Below are 16399 nucleotides of genomic sequence, written 5' to 3'. Positions count from 1 at the left end.
TATGATAATGTCAAAAGATGAGTATTTGATCACAGATGCGCCTCTTAAAGCGCTGACGGTTTTTGCAATGCCAATGATTTTGGGCAGCTTTTTTCAGCAAATATACAATATGGCTGACTCTATCATCGTCGGCCAATTTGTTGGTTCCTCCGCACTTGCAGCTGTCGGGGCCTGTGCAGCGCTGACCAATGTTTTCATTTGTGTGGCACTGGGGGCAGGTGTCGGTGCCGGTGTGCTGGTGAGCCGCTATTTCGGTGCCAGGGAGTATGGGAAAATGAAGACCATCGTGTCAACATCCTTGTTTAGCTTTTTAATTCTAAGTATAGTCCTTGGGGTTTTTGGATTTTGCTTTTCCCACTGGATGATGAGTGTGTTACAAACCCCTGGCGATATACTGGATGATGCAGTGTTATATCTGAGGGTCTATTTCGTGGGATTTCCGTTTCTGTTTATGTATAACATTCTTTCCAATATGTTTACTTCCATAGGCGAATCAAAAATCCCGCTGGGGCTTCTGATATTTTCGTCAATCTTAAATATTTTTATGGATCTCTGGATGGTGGCCGGACTTGGTCTCGGTGTGTTTGGTGCAGCCCTTGCGACTCTTATAGCACAGGGAATTTCTGCGGTGTTTTCACTTTTGCTTTTCCTTAGCCGGATGCGTCGATATAAAAGTCGCTTTGACTGGTTTGACAGGCAGGAGTTACATTCCATGCTTCAAATTGCTGTACCTTCGGTTCTTCAGCAGTCTACAGTGTCCATCGGTATGATGATCGTACAGGCTGTTGTAAATCCCTTCGGTACACAGGCACTTGCGGGGTATGCGGCGACGATGCGGGTAGAGAATGTTTTTTCATTGATTTTTGTTTCTATTGGCAATGCGGTTTCCCCATATGTTTCCCAGAATCTTGGTGCAAAGAAAATTGAACGGATCAAAAAAGGATATCACGCTGCACTGGTGTTAGATGTATGTTTTGCAGTTCTTGCTTTTATAGTCATTGAAACACTGCACACGCAGATTTCCACGCTATTCCTTGGTAAAGATGGAACTGCCTTGGCCTATCAGGTATCCGAGGGCTATATGAGATGGCTTGGTTACTTCTTCATCTTTATGGGAATCAAAATGGCAACCGATGGGGTTCTTCGTGGTCTTGGGATCATGCGCCCATTCCTCATTGCAAATATGGTGAACCTGGCGATCCGCCTGTCTGTTGCATTGATCTGTGCACCGCGTTTTGGCATTGTATTTGTCTGGCTTGCTGTACCAGCCGGTTGGTTTGCGAACTTTTTAATATCCTATGTGGCTCTTCGGAGATCATGGCCGACTGATAGCAGCACGGAAGAAGGGGATTACAGTTTGTAATATCCTGGCATACAGCACAGAACGTGTGGCACGTACTGCGATCATGATGATATTAAATCTGAGTTTTGCAATGCGGGTACAGATGAAGATGCTGGCATGCGGAAATCATGACAATTTTACCAGAAATCTTCAGGTTCCGCTCAATGCTGTATCAGGTCTATAGTATCTGGCAACAAGTGATGATACAGCTTCCGGGTTTGCAGAGTGAAAAAATATAATTACAATCAATAAGTCAGTGCTTTGATATCTTCTTCCGATACAGCAGGAATAACATAAACAATAGAATTACTGGAAAAATAAGTCCGAATCCCATGCCGATCTTAATATTATTTCCAGCATTCTGAGTGATACGACCAACAATTCCAGGTCCAATGCTGCCACCTAAATCTCCTGCCATGGCAAGAAGAGAGAACATAGCCGTTCCACCTGTTGGAAAAGTTTTTGAGGAAATACTGATGGTTCCAGGCCACATGATTCCAACTGAAAATCCACATGCAATACAACCGATCAGTCCGATGATCGGGTTGGATGACAAAGCAGTAAGCAGATAACAGACAACGCATAATATGCCTGAACCACTCATAAACTTCATTAAATCTAACTGCTCTCCATATTTACCAAAAATTATACGGCTGATTCCCATTGTTACTGCAAACATACATGGACCTGTTAGATCTCCCAGAGCTTTTGATAATCCCAGTGCTGATTCTGCATAAGCAGATGCCCATTGAGCCATTGCAAGTTCAGAAGCTCCGGAACAGATCATCAGACATATTGCAACCCAGAAAAATGGCTTGGAAAACAGATCCTTAATTTCCATTCCAGAACCATTGTCAACCAGAGATTCAATGGGACAGGTCATGAAGTTATAAGTATTAATTGCAGGAATGATTGCCCATATTACGGCGAGCCACTTCCAACTGTCTATTCCAAATATCAGGAAAAATAAGCTGGAAATCAAAATTGTCCCAACAGCTCCCCAACAGTAAAACGAATGGAGCAGACTCATAGTTGCTTCTTTGTTTTCAAACGGACAGGCCTCGATAATAGGACTGCAAAGTACTTCTATTAAACCGCTTCCGATGGCATAAACAATAACACTACATATAATTCCAATAAAAGGATCAGGTAAAAAATCAGGTAAAAATGCCAGTCCAAGAAGACCCAATGCAGCAAATATTTCTGATGCAACAATGCACACACGATATCCGATATGATCTACGAATTTGGCACAGAACAGATCAACCAGAAGCTGTGTGAAAAAGAAGAAAGTGGATATCAGAGCAATGTTACCGAGAGAAATATGGTAGTCACTATGAAATTTCAAAAAAAGAAGCGGTGCGAAGTTTGCCGCAATAGCCTGTGTGATAAATCCCATATAACAGGCTATTTTTGTCTTATGGTAGTTAGTTTTTTTTATAGCATTCATTTTTTATTTTCCTCTCCGAATGTTTTTAACAGTTTTATGTTCAATCTTCACATTCATCAATACTTCCACAAAAAAGTCTGTTCTGGGTGGTGCGGTTATTTCAATTTTGTCGCCCTCAATGTTGATCTCACTTTCATTCATCCATTTAAAAATCATAAGAATACCTCTTTTCTTTTTTTTACTTGATTATATAGCAAATATCAGATATATACATTGAATTAAATTATAGAAATACTGTATAATATCGTAAAAAAAGAAAGAACGTGATATGGGATGGATTATAATAAAATACTTACAGACGAGGAGTTCATGGAAATTAAACAGCATGGAAGCAGTGATTATCCATTCCAGTATTATTATGATAATCTGGAATTGTTTGATTTTCATTGTATTGAGTGGCACTGGCACAGAGAATTTGAGTTTTTATATGTCGAGTCCGGACAAGTTACATGCGGAATAGGAGAAAAACAGATTATATTGTCAGAAGGAGAAGCAATTTTTATTAATTCTAAAATATTGCACCGCTTTTACGCATCATCAGGTGGTATCATTCCTAACTTTGTATGTATGCCGGAATTTATTGCGCCGGAGAACAGCCTGATCTATAAGAAATATATCTTGCCAATCATTTCATCGAATATATATTTCCAGCGTTTTCAGCCTGATGAACTATGGCAAACAAAGATCATACAAACTATGATAAAAATAATGGAAATACAGAGGAATGAGAAAATAAGAGAACTTGCTACTTTGGCATTGCTGCAGGATTTATGGCTGACTTTTTATGAAAATGTAAAGTTATCTGATAAAGGAGATGTACAGACAGTGGATGAAGTTGCACAGAAAAGAGTGCAGTTGATCATGCAATATATACATGAAAACTATAATCGCAATTTGTCTCTGGATGAAATTGCTTCGCATATAGGAATCAGCAAAAGTACTGCACTTAATTTGTTCCACCGTTTTTTACATACTACACCGGTTAATTATCTGATAGGATATCGACTTCAGGCAGCTTCCTGGTTATTGAAAAATACGAATAAAAAAGTAAAAACGATCGCTTATGAAAGCGGATTTCATAACGTTGATTATTTTTGCAGATTGTTTAAAAAACGTTATCATTTAACTCCATCAGAATATCGCTGCACATGTTTAAAAGTGTTGTCGGCTGATCCGAGTCTTCAGACCTGTAAATAAAGCCGATGCAGGACTTTTGGAATCCTGTATCGGCTTTGTTGATTTTGTAAAGGCTTTGAGAAATTTACTTTTACTGGTTCATCAGTGCTTTGATATCTTCTTCCGGTGTGGTGATAGGTGCAATACCATAATTTTCAACCAGAAAGTTCAGAATATTAGGAGAAAGGAACGCCGGAAGAGAAGGACCAAGACGGATATTTTTGATACCCAGATGCAGGAGGGTTAACAGGATACAGACTGCTTTCTGTTCATACCAGGAGAGTACGAAGGAAAGCGGAAGCTCATTTACAGAACATCCAAATGCATCTGCAAGTGCCACAGCAACCTGGATTGCACCATAAGCATCATTACACTGACCCATATCCATCAGTCGTGGAAGACCACCGATCTCTCCCAGATCGAGATCATTGAAACGGAATTTTCCACATGCCAGGGTGAGAACGATACTGTCAGAAGGTGTCTGCTTTACAAATTCCGTATAATAGTTTCGACCTGGCTTGGCACCATCACAGCCGGCAACCAGGAAGAAATGGCGGATCGCACCTGATTTTACAGCCTCTACTACAGTACCTGCATGGGACAGGATGGCTGCATGACCAAAACCGGTTGTCACTTTTTTTCCGCCGTTGATACCGGAGAACATACGATCTTCTTTGTAACCGCCCAGCTCCAGTGCTTTTTCAATAAGCGGTGTGAAATCTTTCTTCTCGTCAATATGGACAGCTCCCGGGAAGGCAACCACTTCTGTTGTAAATACTCTGTCAGCGTAGCTGCTTTTTGGAGGCATCAGACAGTTGGTAGTGTAGAGGATCGGGGCCGGAAGATGGTCAAATTCTTTCTGCTGATTCTGCCATGCAGTTCCGAAATTGCCCTTCAGGTGAGCGTATTTCTTTAAGAATGGATAGGCATGGGCAGGGAGCATTTCACCATGTGTATAGATATTGATTCCTTTTCCCTCAGTCTGTTCAAGCAAAAGCTGCAGATCTTTCAGATCATGTCCGGTCACGACAATAAAAGGCCCTTTTTCTACCGTAAGTGTAACATCAGTTGGCTCTGGTGTTCCATAGGTTTCTGTATTTGCCTTATCAAGAAGTGCCATGCACTTCAGATTGATCTCTCCTGTTTTGAGTACTGTGGAAAGCAGTGCTTCTGTGCTTTCTTCATAACCGATCTTAGATAATGCCTCGCAGAAGAACTGATTCACTTCGGCATCTTCATAATTCAGAACATTTGCATGATAGGCATAGGCAGCCATTCCGCGGATACCAAAGAGAATAAGAGATTTCAAGGAGCGGATATCTTCATTGGCATTCCACAGCTGCTGAAGATCATATTCCTCTGTTCTGCAGTCAGGAGCCAGTCTTTCTTTTTCAGCTCTGACTTTTTGTATCATGTTTTCGATTGCTGCATTGTCAAAACTTACATTTGTAACTGTAGTAAACAGTCCTTCGATTATGATCTGTCCGGTTCTTTTTGAAATAGTTTCCGTGCTGTCGGCAGCTTTAGCCAGACTGATTAATGCACCTGTCAGTTCGTCCTGTAATTTCGCTGTATCTGCTTTTTTTCCACAGACACCGGCATTTCCGGTACAGCCGGTACATCCGACTGTCTGTTCACACTGAAAACAAAACATTTTTTTATCCATTATTGTATTCTCCTTTTATTCTGTGATTTTTTCGAAGGATCTTTCTTATTATTTTATCCTCGACTAGTAGTATTTATCCTTGGTTTCTGTTAGGAGTATAGTATAATAATTACAACGTGTATGTTTGATTTCCAACAGGAGGATTAATTTTGAAAAAATATTTACCCATTTTAAGAACCAGTCCTTTCTTTAAAGGTCTTACTGACAATGAAATATTATCCATACTGCATTGTGTAAATGCAGCAACGATCTCAAGAAAACGGGATTCTTATATTTTCAGAGCCGGAGACTCTACCGAAGTAATGGGACTTGTGGTGGCAGGCTGTGTTCTTGTTATTCAGGAAGACCTGTGGGGACATCGGAATATTCTGTCAAAATGTCATGCGGGAGATTTTTTTGGTGAACCATATGCAGCAAGTCCGGGAGCTGTTCTGAATGTCAGTGTGGTAGCAGACGAAGATTGTGAGATTATTTTATTAAATGTTCAAAGGCTTCTGGTTTCCTGCCCAATAGTATGTGAGCATCATCAGAAGCTGATCCGTAACCTGGTCGGTGTCCTGGCAAATAAGATCCTGATCCTCAACGATAAGATCACACATGTGGGCAAGCGAACGACAAGGGATAAGCTGTTGTCCTATCTGTCGTCGGTATCTATCAGACAGGCATCGTTATCCTTTGATATTCCTTTTGACCGGCAGCAGCTGGCAGATTATCTTTGCATTGACCGTGCGGCAATGTCTTCGGAGATATCAAAGCTGCAAAAAGAAGGACTTATAAAAACAAACAGAAACCATTTTGAGCTGACTGTCTGTAATGATACGGATTCAGGAATAAAAATGTGATATACATTACGGAAAACGATAAACTTTTTCATTATAATACAAAAGGAAAGTGAGACTGCTTAAAGTGATTCTATTGTTATAAGCGTTCACACGATGGTATTATGGTGTATGTATAAAGAATCTATGAAATCAGTTATTGAAAAATAGGAGGAAAAAAATGTTCATCAGAAAAGCAGAAGAAAAAGATATTCCGAGGATCCTGGAATTGTTAGGACAGGTGCTGCAGATCCATGCAGATATAAGGCCTGATATTTTTATTCCGGGCACAACAAAATATACGACAGACGAATTGACAGAGCTTTTGAAAAATGAAGAAAAGCCAGTATATGTTGCAGCGGATGAGGCTGATGTTTGTGTGGGGTATGCATTTTGTCAATTAAAGGAGCAGCCTTTTTCAAACAATATGGTACCGTTTAAATCTCTTTTTATAGATGACCTGTGTGTCGATCAGGAGACACGAGGACAGCATATTGGGGAAAGCCTGTTTGAATATGTAAAAAAAGAAGCAAAGCAGCTGGGATGCTATGAAGTGACATTGAATGTGTGGGCAGGAAATACTTCAGCAGAAAAATTTTATGAAAAAATGGGAATGCGGACAAAAGAAAGGCAGATGGAATACATATTATAAGATGTTGAATTGTTTAGGAAAAAAACAGCCGGCTAAGATACAGACTGAGATGTCTGTACCTTAGCCGGAAAATTTATCACTGTAATGAATATGCATAGCTTCCCAGTCCATAAACAATACATAAAATACTCTTCCGTATTGCTGGCTGTCTACAATCCTTCCGTGATCAAGAACAGAAAGGTAAGTGCCGTCCGCTTTTCGAAGATGAAAGTGGATGTAATCATTTTTATTGCCGGCATCGATCTGTTTCCAGATGCTTGCTTCTATCTGCTGCTGTTCATCCTCACGGATCAGGTTGTGGAAGCTTTTATTTGTAAGGCTGAAGAGGTTATCTATAGTTTTATATCCGGTCATTTGAAGGAACTCATGGTTTGCATACAGGAGTTCATCATCATCTTTGTCCGCTCTGTATATGATAAATGCACCCGGAAGGTGTTCAGAGATATCCTTGAATGCAAATCCGAGCTGTTTGCGGACTCCTGACCGGAGCCCCTCCCTGTAAGCCATACATCCGTTTTTTCCGTGAAGCTTTATTTCATAAAGTGCTGCATCTGCACAGCGCATGAGCTGTGAGCGGCTGGATGCAAAGGTTGGATATTCTGCATATCCGAGAGAAATAAAAAACGGATATTCTTTTCCCTTGCATGAAAATGTCTTTGGAAGCTTGGTAAATTGCAGCAGCAGTTCTCCCGCTTCTTTATAGGTATGATCCGGCAGAAGAATGCAGAACTCATCGCCACCGTTTCTTCCCAGTAATGTGTTTTTTGGGAAAAAAGCCTTCATGCTATCTGTAAGACTCTTTAGTGCCCTGTCTCCATAGACATGTCCGTAAATATCATTAATAAACTTAAAGTCATCAATATCAAGGAGTGCGGCCACAAAATGCGTTTTTGGATTTTTAGTGATCATCCTTTCGGCTAATTCATCAAATCCATAGCGGTTGTAAATATCGGTGAGAGAATCTGTGTGTGCCAGTATTTGAAATTTGTTTTTATTTTCTTTCGATACTAACCATACCCGGGTAAGACCTGAGAAAAGTAAAACGACAGTAGTAAACATTCCGCCGACGATTACCAGTAATCTAAGGTCTCTCCATCCGCTTTCAGGAGCTACTTCTAATGTCCAGTTCTCTTCCCCTATCGTAAAACCATAAGAAACAGCATGAGTTAATTGGTCGTCTGACTGATAAACAACTTTATAAGTATCGCTCCAGGGAGCGTCGGTTTTTGAGAGTCTGTATTCATATCCGAAATCCGAAAGTGCACTGATCGCATCTGAAAAAATGTCAGGAACACGCAGGATAACAATGGTAAATCCCCAGAAATATTCCTGGTTGTTTTCATCTTTCAGGTAGACTGGATTGCGGACAGCAATTCCACAGCCGTCCTGTTTTAAATCGAAAGGACCTTGTGTAATGATCACGTGATTGTCTCTTGCGTAACAGGAAATTTTGCTGCAATCTTTATCCTGGAGCAGATCGATCTTACTCGCTTCCGTTCCCTCAGAAGGATAAATATCTGTTACATTACCATCCGGAGCAAGCTGTATGCTTTCAATAACGTCAGACATAATATTTTCCGCAATTGTGTCAAACTGACTGATCTTTCCGTTTTCACTGATCAGGACCTGCTTTAGCGTATCTGTGATCGCAATTCCATTTGTAATTTCATTTTTTATACGTTCGCCGTAGGTTGTTGCATTTAATTGTGCTGTTATGTGTCGTTGTTCAGTTTCATGTGAGTCTATTTTGTATACAATTAAACCAACAAGGCATATGCCCAGTAAAAAAACGATAAGAGGTACAATTGTTTTTTTCTTCACCTGGTTCACCTCGTTTTATTAGTTTCACAATAAAATATTATATCATAGAAGTAAAAAAATAGAATGATTTTTTGTGTTAAAGTGATATTGTTTTTTTATGTACAATGGAAATATGACCAGAGGGTGAAATATAGTATACAATTGAGGATTATATTGGAAAGAATACTGAAAAAACCTCGCGGTTTTGTAGGGTATATGATATACTGTTCTTTATAAGTAAATATCTTATCGGAATTCACGGAGGATCTGACCGATGCTGAATAAAAAAGATTTTTTTAAATATGCATCAAAATTAGCATTTCCGATCATGATCCAAAATCTGATCGGAACATTAGTAAATGTTGCGGATACTGTAATGCTGGGATATGTAAGCCAGACTGCCATGTCAGCTTCATCTCTTGCCAACCAGTACACATTTATTCTTTTCTGTTTGTATTATGGTATGGCTACAGGTACTTCGGTTTTATGTGCCCAGTACTGGGGAAAGGGTGATAAAAAGACAGTAGAAAAGATTCTCGGCCTGGCGGAGCGGATCTCACTGATCGTTTCTCTTGTATTTTTCGTTATCTCCTTTTCCATGCCGACTACGATCATGAAGATTTTTACAAACAGTCCGGATACGATTGCTGCCGGCAGCGAGTATTTGAAGGTGATCTCATTTTCCTTTATGTTTATGGGATTCTCTCAGGTTTTCATGAGTGCCCTTCGAAGTGTCGGAAAAATAATGCTGCCTTCTGTTACATACATTGTATCGCTTTGCGTCAATGTATTTTGTAATGCCACCTTTATCTTTGGCCTGTTTGGACTTCCAAAGCTTGGTGTTACCGGTGTTGCCCTTGGTACTGTTATTGCCAGGATCGCAGAGGTATTGATCTGTCTCATCTATTCATTAAACAGCTCCGATGTCAGATTCCGGATAAAATATTTCTGTGCGAAATCCGGTATTCTGTTCAGGGACTTTATGAAAATTGCTTCTCCGGCTGTGATAAATGATGTTGTCTGGAGCTTTGCCAGTTCGGCGTTCGCAGCGATCCTTGGCCACATTGGCGATGATATGGTTGCCGCAAATGCCGTTGCTGTTATGGTGGTAAACATTGGTGCCATCGCCTGTCGCGGTTTTGCCAACGCTACTACCATCATTATCAGCCAGGAGCTTGGTAAAGATCACAAGGATACAGCCAGAGAATATGGAAAACGTATGCTGAGAATAACAATTATCGTAAGTCTCATCGGATGTGCCATTATTCTGGCAGTCCGCCCTATGATACTGGACTTCTACCGGGATAAACTGACAGAGACAGCCATTTATTATCTTGGTATTTTTATAATCATGACAACCTGGCGTCTTGTAGGAGAGGGTATCAATACCTGTCTTATATGCGGATGCTTCAGAGGAGGTGGCGATTCCAGGTTCGGAATGATCGTAGATTCCATATTTATGTGGCTTGTTGCAGTTCCTCTCACCTTCCTTGCAGCATATGTTTTAAAACTGCCGCCTGTCTGGGTATATTTTATAATGACCCTGGATGAGTTCGAAAAAATGCCTGTGGTGTTCATCCACTATTTCAGAAATAAATGGCTTACGAACATTACCAGAGATTTTGACTGATCATGTAACTAAGCAGGAGGCTTATAGAAATGAAATACTTTGAGGCAAAAATGTCTTATCCTCAATTTTTAAAATACCTGGTCCCATCAGTGCTGACCATGATCTTTTTATCATTTTATACAACGATAGATGGATTTTTTGTATCCCGGTATGCAGGCTCTGACGCGCTTGCAGGAATTAATATTGTTATTCCGATCACCTGTGTTATTTTCGGAACATCTGTTATGCTTGCAACGGGATCAGGTGCTATCATAGGAGAGAGGATGGGACAAAAAAGGGATCAGGAAGCAAACGAGATATTTTCTTTTATCGCGATCGTGCTGCTGGCGCTTTCGATTGCTTTTACAGCTGCGGGAATCTTTTTTCTGAAACCGATCTGTATTTTTTTAGGAAGCAGTGAGCGCCTGATGGAGCATGTGGTGCCATATGCATTTGTCATATTTTTAGGATCGGTCCCGATGTCATTCAAGCTGTTTTTCGAATATCTTGTGAGGACGGATGGGCGATCGTACATCGGAATGATCATGTCTCTGACAGGTTTGGCTTTTAATATTGTTTTCGACTATATTTTTGTGGCTGTATTCAGACTGGGAACGCTTGGAGCTGCATGGGGAACATTTCTCTCCATTACAGTAAGCATGTTGATCGGCTTTATCTATTTTCTGAAATACAGCCATATAAGGTTTTGCAGACCGAAGACCGACATGAGTGTTCTTCTGAAATCCTGCACCAATGGAAGCAGTGAAATGCTGACGGAGATGTCTACCGGGATCACTACATTTTTATTTAATCTTATTATCATGCAATATTTTGGTGAAGATGGAGTTGCGGCTGTGACGATCATTATGTATATTTACTATTTCTTCATCGCTTTTTATATGGGAATTGCCGTTGCAGCGGCTCCGATCATAAGCTATAATTACGGCTCTGAAAATCATGACAAGATTAGAGAGATAACACGATATAGTTTTATTACGATTGCCATCAGTTCAGTATTGATCCTCACGGTATCACTTGTATTTGGAAAACAGATCATCCATTTATTCGTTGGGGAGGGAAATGTATTTACATTGACATGGGATGGCTTGAAGCTGTTTAGTCTGGTTTTCCTGTTTATTGGTTTAAATGTATTTCTTTCCGGATATTTTACTGCCCTGGGAAAAGGTTTTATTTCGGCATTGATCTCATCAATGCGTTCTTTGATCCTGGTGGCTGTGTTCATATTGATCCTGCCAAAGCTTATAGGGGTTGCAGGCATCTGGATGACGATGCCGCTGGCAGAAGCCGTGACTATTTTCATGGCGGTTTATCTGTATCGAACATACGGAAAAAGTTTCATGCAGGAAAATTCCAGAGCCACGTCTTAATGATATTTTGCAAAACTTTAACAAAAAAGAGGCCGTCAAGTACGACCTCTTTTTTGTTATGGCTTTATCATGTCATGGGAGTATTTATAACTCCTGTGGAGATATTTCCAGGTATTCATAGGATGGCTGGAAATCATTGCTGTCACACTGACGGTAATATTGGGTAAAAATACGTTCTATGATGTCCGGGATATGCGTTTCGTCAGGCTCAAACAGTATGATGAGATACTGCAGGGAGCTGTAGCGTGTACAGATATCCACACGGCGGATATTCTGCCGAATGGCCTGTTCCATATACTCCAGAGCCTGCTCAATGGATTCGATATCAGGAACTGTATCCACAAGTGTTTCGAGGGTGATCATCGCCAGATAACATCTGCACTGGCTGCGTGTGACAAGCTGACTCATGTATTCATACTGGCGTGCGAAATCCCGGTAATTCAGATCAAGAGCACCTACATAGATGCCGCTTTTCTGAAGGGACTCTGCCACAAGCTCCAGATCCTTTCCGGAACCGGATGCCGCAAGAGTGCTGCGGTCGATCTGCTGGTAGAAAAAGAACTGGTTTTTGCCGTTTTGTTTTACGTAATACAGAGCTTTATCTGCTTTGGAATAGCAGTCTTCAAAGGAATCATCGGTGCTGCACAGACACAGGCCTGCGGACAGTGTGGCAAACCGGAGTTCCGGATCATCGGTAGTGATGTTGTGAAATTTCTGGAACAGATCGTCCATCTGCAGAGACAGGGAATCAGGATCTGTGTCCGGAAGGAACATCAGGAATTCATCTCCGCCAAGTCTGCAGGAAATTCCCTGATCTGCCCGTTTCTGAAGCAGCTTTCCAAGACATTTCAGTGCACGGTCGCCGGCTTTGTGGCCATAGATGTCGTTGATCTTTTTCAGGTTGTCCATATCAAGGAATACCAGACATCCATCATGTGTCTGCATAAATTCCGCGGTAAGACGTTCGCCCAGGTTACGCATGGGAAGACCGGTAAGGAAATCATAGCTTTTTGCGTCTTCCTGACTTTTTGTGGTGGCCATTATGTCCGAGATGAATTTGCTGACGGTAAGCTGCATATCCGGAAGGTTATAGGTGTCCGGTTCTTCCTGGGAAGGATCCCACTGAGGCAGCTGCTTTTCCTTTAACAGTTTCAGAAAAATGTCTGTGATCTCCGGGTCGAACTGTGTACCACGGTTTTTGCGGAATTCTTCGTAAACAACCTCCGGTGGAAGCGCATTACGGTAGATTCGGCGGGAGTTCATGGCATCGTAGCAGTCGGCAACAGCCACGATCCGGGCATGGATGGGGATTTCTGTTCCGGCCAGCCCATCCGGATAGCCTTTTCCGTCATAACGCTCATGGTGACTTCTTGCGATTTCTGCCGCATGCGGGATCAGGGTTATATCCTTCAGGATCTCGGCACCGATGACGGTGTGTTTTTTTATAAGGTTGTATTCATCATCGGTCAGCTGTGCCGGTTTGTTCAGGAACGGATCCGGGATACCGATCTTTCCGATGTCGTGAAGGTGAGTAGCCCGTTTCAGATTCAGGATCTCCTCCGGTGTCCAGCCCAGCTCCTCTGCGATCAGGGCCGCATATTGTGCAACCCGGTAGGAATGACCGCGGGTGTACGCATCCTTTGCCTCAATGGTGGTGGAAAGGGTCTGTATCATCTGCAGAGACATTTTTTCATTCTGTTCCTGGTTTTTGCGGATTTCGCTTTGCTGGCGTTTCAGTTCTATATCCTGGACATTTTTGATGGCTCTTACAATATTGACAAAGAGCAGGATCAGCATGCCGGCGCCCACAAACAGTCCGGACATCAATGTGACAAAGTATACGGAGGTTGCTTCAACGGCAATACACAGGATCGCTGCCAGCAGACCAATGAGCAAAAGCCGGTCGGCCTTGTTTTTTTCGGTGCGTATATATTGGAAAAGGTGTACAAATATTGTGGCAACGGTGATCGCCAGGATTCCGTGGCTTACAGGCATGGTTTCGATATAATCTGCGATACCTGCAGCAGTGAGGATCGTACAGACTGCAAAGTTTATCATTGCGATGCTTCCAAGACAGACATAAAATCTGTGATGCAGCCCTTTCTGGAGACTGTCCGCAAAAAACAGGATCGGGAGCGGACACAAAAGGATCATAACAAAGCACAGAGATCCGAGAGCGGAAGCGTTGGGGACCAGGAACTGACGGAGCTTGGATTCACCCAGCATCCAGACGGCGCCCATAACCATGCACCATCCAAGATATTCCGTGTCAAATCGTGTATGATAGACCAATCCCAGAGCGAAACTGAATAGGATCGTGACGATTCCGGCAAACAGGATAAAAAAAGCAATGTAGGTTTCCAGTCCGTATCTGCTGAAAATATATATCCAGATATCTGCCTTGTTTCCGCAGTAAACAGGATTGACAACTCCGGTGTAATTGGAGGTGTAGGTGGTCAGTTCAATACGGAGCTCTTTGCCGGCATCGGAAGCATAAACCGGGCAGAAAACATAACGGCTGGCGGAGTTTTTGCCCACAAGCCTTGTTTTATGCGTGGAGTAGCTGGTCCTGAGGTTGTCCCCTACATAAAAATCCACATCCTGCAAGGAAGAACGGATGGCAAAGCAGGTATCTGTAAGATCATCGGGAAGCTGGATGGTGAGGACCATCGTGTCACCGACGGGAACCTTGTAGGTGCCCGGAACGGAGATTTCCTGGGTGGTTCCATCCGGTTTCTGCCAGGTAACGGTACCGGAATAGATCACAGAGGCTGCTGAGGTGTCGGAAGAACGTTCATCCGCACCAAAGATCTGCATAAAAATGAACCAGCCAAGGATGGCGAACATCAGAATATAAAAGAAATATCTTTTTCCCTGGTTAAAGGTTTCGGTTTTTTCTTTCATGGCAATATGCCTCCTTGTAATGGGAAAGGAGTGGTTTGTAAATTGAAAAACTCCTTTAGATCGATTATACCAGACCGGAGTGGAAAAATCAGTATAAACAGACTAAGACGGGTAATTTGGTAAGATTTTACCAAATTTTTTATGATTTTGGTGGTATTATATAAAGCAGATAGAAAACATATCCGATGCATCTGCGTGCAGGATATGGTACAATGGGTAAATGTGGAGTATGACATGTAAAGCATGATATATGCAGGATAAAGGATCAGAATAAAGAATGAGAGTAAAGCGACAGGAGGAAGGATCATGAGTAAGATCGTAAATATCACATCAAAAGAGGATAAAGATCAGAAGTTGCAGGACATTGCAAATTCACTGGAAGAGCTGAAGGATGTAATGGCTGAAGTGATAGAAGCCTATGAGGAAGAAAATGCGGACAGCCGGAAGATGGACACGCTGACAGAGGCACTGGATGCGCTTGAGGACGCTTATGAGGCCGTTAACGATGTGCTGCTGGAGGAAATCTGATCATGCAGTACAAGGTTCTGAAGATAGAAGAAGACATGGATTTCGGCTGTGAAGAGCGGCAGCCGGGTGAAGCACTTATGTCAGTAGTGCTGGTGGAAGATGAGAATGGAAATGAAACAAGTCTGCGACATGATGACGGACTTCTGTATGAAAGAGATATCAATGAGGGAGATCTTGTTACCATGGACGGGCAGCATCAGCTGTGGAAATTGTAAAACAGAAAGGGACGTACATCATTGGATTTTGTCATGACCGCACTGTTTGTGGTTATGTTCATTGATCAGTGGGAAGATGCACAAGATCATAAGCCGGCGCTGGTCGGAATTGTATGCTCTGTAATCTGCCTGGTGATCTTTGGAAGAGGGAAGTTTATCCTTCCGTCAATGGCATCGATCGTTTTATGCTTTCTGGGAATGAAGAAGCATGAGGAGAAGAGAAAAAAAGAACGTATACAGAAGTCAGGAGAATATCAGGCATGACAGTTGGGATATATATAGCCGGACAGGAGGGATAAGGAATGACTATGACAATAACACAGCAGATCATAACGGTTGTGGTAGTGGTCCTGGGAACTATGACAACGCGATTTTTGCCCTTTATCATATTTCCGGAAGGAAAGGAACCGCCGGCTGTGATCACCTATCTGGGAAAAGTGCTGCCCTGTGCAGTGATCGGATTGCTGGTGGTATTCTGTCTGAAGGATGTGCCGGAAAGTACTTATTACTGACTGCCAGAGCTGATCGCAATACTGTTCATTGTGGTATTACATAAATGGAAGAAGAGTACATTGCTCAGCATAGGAGGGGGAACGGTGTTTTATATGGTGCTGGTGCAGACCATATTTGGTTAGGCAGAAATATGCGAAAAACAGAAAATGAAAAGCTAAGGCAGGATACGATAACCGTATCCTGTTTTTTGATTGCAGCAGTAATTTATGAAAATGCTGTAGATCAGATAAGCAGGCGCAGGATTGTATGTAAAGGTGCAATAAGCCGTGAAAAGAAGTGAGCGATCGCAAAAATGAGCGTGTCCGTAAGGGACGTACAGATGTATTTCTTTATTCCTG

General features: G+C 42.0%; 15 protein-coding genes and 1 pseudogene. 11 read left to right on the top strand and 5 right to left on the bottom strand.

Annotation, left to right across the window (positions count from 1 at the left end; translation table 11 throughout):
- Positions 1-7 precede the first annotated feature (7 nt).
- Positions 8-1363: an MATE family efflux transporter gene (locus DWW77_RS14610; protein ID WP_118608998.1), complete on the top strand. Its 1356-nt coding sequence runs from the start codon at positions 8-10 to the stop codon at positions 1361-1363.
- 232 nt (positions 1364-1595) lie between these two features.
- Here DWW77_RS14610 and DWW77_RS14600 read toward each other — a convergent pair whose 3' ends face one another.
- Both DWW77_RS14600 and DWW77_RS17875 read right to left on the bottom strand, forming a co-directional pair.
- A complete protein-coding gene (locus DWW77_RS14600) occupies positions 1596-2792 on the bottom strand; it encodes an MFS transporter (protein WP_118515752.1) in 1197 nt (398 codons plus the stop codon).
- Positions 2793-2795: 3 nt separating this feature from the next.
- Complete coding sequence (locus DWW77_RS17875; RefSeq protein ID WP_015526448.1) at positions 2796-2948, bottom strand: hypothetical protein; 153 nt, start codon at positions 2946-2948, stop codon at positions 2796-2798.
- A gap of 153 nt (positions 2949-3101) precedes the next feature.
- Between DWW77_RS17875 and DWW77_RS14595 the strand changes: the two genes are divergently transcribed.
- Positions 3102-3989: an AraC family transcriptional regulator gene (locus DWW77_RS14595; RefSeq protein ID WP_022427004.1), complete on the top strand. Its 888-nt coding sequence runs from the start codon at positions 3102-3104 to the stop codon at positions 3987-3989.
- A gap of 70 nt (positions 3990-4059) precedes the next feature.
- Here DWW77_RS14595 and hcp read toward each other — a convergent pair whose 3' ends face one another.
- On the bottom strand, positions 4060-5634 hold the full coding sequence (gene hcp / locus DWW77_RS14590; RefSeq protein ID WP_110103050.1) for a hydroxylamine reductase: 1575 nt from the start codon (positions 5632-5634) through the stop codon (positions 4060-4062).
- Between the two features lie 149 nt (positions 5635-5783).
- Here hcp and DWW77_RS14585 point away from each other — a divergent pair, with 149 nt between their 5' ends.
- Both DWW77_RS14585 and DWW77_RS14580 read left to right on the top strand, forming a co-directional pair.
- The gene (locus DWW77_RS14585) at positions 5784-6476 is read left to right on the top strand and encodes a Crp/Fnr family transcriptional regulator (protein WP_022427006.1); all 693 of its coding nucleotides are present in this window, start codon (positions 5784-5786) and stop codon (positions 6474-6476) included.
- Between the two features lie 157 nt (positions 6477-6633).
- A complete protein-coding gene (locus DWW77_RS14580) occupies positions 6634-7104 on the top strand; it encodes a GNAT family N-acetyltransferase (protein ID WP_022427007.1) in 471 nt (156 codons plus the stop codon).
- A gap of 60 nt (positions 7105-7164) precedes the next feature.
- Here the strand turns inward: DWW77_RS14580 and DWW77_RS14575 are convergent, their stop codons facing one another.
- Positions 7165-8925, bottom strand: a complete 1761-nt coding sequence (locus DWW77_RS14575) for a diguanylate cyclase domain-containing protein (protein ID WP_118608996.1) — start codon at positions 8923-8925, stop codon at positions 7165-7167.
- A 253-nt stretch (positions 8926-9178) separates the two neighbouring features.
- Between DWW77_RS14575 and DWW77_RS14570 the strand changes: the two genes are divergently transcribed.
- Positions 9179-10534 carry an MATE family efflux transporter gene (locus DWW77_RS14570; RefSeq protein WP_022427009.1) on the top strand — a complete coding sequence of 452 codons (1356 nt, stop codon included), beginning with the start codon at positions 9179-9181 and terminating at the stop codon, positions 10532-10534.
- A gap of 29 nt (positions 10535-10563) precedes the next feature.
- On the top strand, positions 10564-11901 hold the full coding sequence (locus DWW77_RS14565) for an MATE family efflux transporter (RefSeq protein ID WP_118608995.1): 1338 nt from the start codon (positions 10564-10566) through the stop codon (positions 11899-11901).
- An 84-nt stretch (positions 11902-11985) separates the two neighbouring features.
- Here DWW77_RS14565 and DWW77_RS14560 read toward each other — a convergent pair whose 3' ends face one another.
- Positions 11986-14805 carry a bifunctional diguanylate cyclase/phosphohydrolase gene (locus tag DWW77_RS14560; RefSeq protein ID WP_118608994.1) on the bottom strand — a complete coding sequence of 940 codons (2820 nt, stop codon included), beginning with the start codon at positions 14803-14805 and terminating at the stop codon, positions 11986-11988.
- A 306-nt stretch (positions 14806-15111) separates the two neighbouring features.
- On the opposite strand from DWW77_RS14560, the gene DWW77_RS14555 reads away from it, so the two are divergent.
- The 5 genes and pseudogenes from DWW77_RS14555 (at position 15112) to DWW77_RS18130 (ending at position 16341) form a co-directional block, all read left to right on the top strand.
- On the top strand, positions 15112-15333 hold the full coding sequence (locus DWW77_RS14555; RefSeq protein WP_015526439.1) for a hypothetical protein: 222 nt from the start codon (positions 15112-15114) through the stop codon (positions 15331-15333).
- 2 nt (positions 15334-15335) lie between these two features.
- Positions 15336-15548: a hypothetical protein gene (locus DWW77_RS14550; RefSeq protein ID WP_118608993.1), complete on the top strand. Its 213-nt coding sequence runs from the start codon at positions 15336-15338 to the stop codon at positions 15546-15548.
- A gap of 21 nt (positions 15549-15569) precedes the next feature.
- Positions 15570-15812 carry an ABC transporter permease family protein gene (locus DWW77_RS14545; RefSeq protein WP_110103053.1) on the top strand — a complete coding sequence of 81 codons (243 nt, stop codon included), beginning with the start codon at positions 15570-15572 and terminating at the stop codon, positions 15810-15812.
- A gap of 38 nt (positions 15813-15850) precedes the next feature.
- Positions 15851-16183: pseudogene (locus tag DWW77_RS14540) on the top strand (branched-chain amino acid transporter permease).
- Entirely contained in the window at positions 16105-16341 is a 237-nt protein-coding gene (locus DWW77_RS18130) for a hypothetical protein (protein WP_182431233.1), read from the top strand. Before DWW77_RS14540 ends, DWW77_RS18130 begins: the two are co-directional and overlap by 79 nt.
- Positions 16342-16399 lie beyond the last annotated feature (58 nt).

Source organism: Ruminococcus sp. AF17-12 (genome assembly GCF_003479245.1).
Lineage (GTDB): Bacteria > Bacillota > Clostridia > Lachnospirales > Lachnospiraceae > Blautia_A > Blautia_A fusiformis.
Note: the sequence above shows the minus strand (reverse complement) of the source record. Positions and strands in the feature narration are given on the sequence as shown.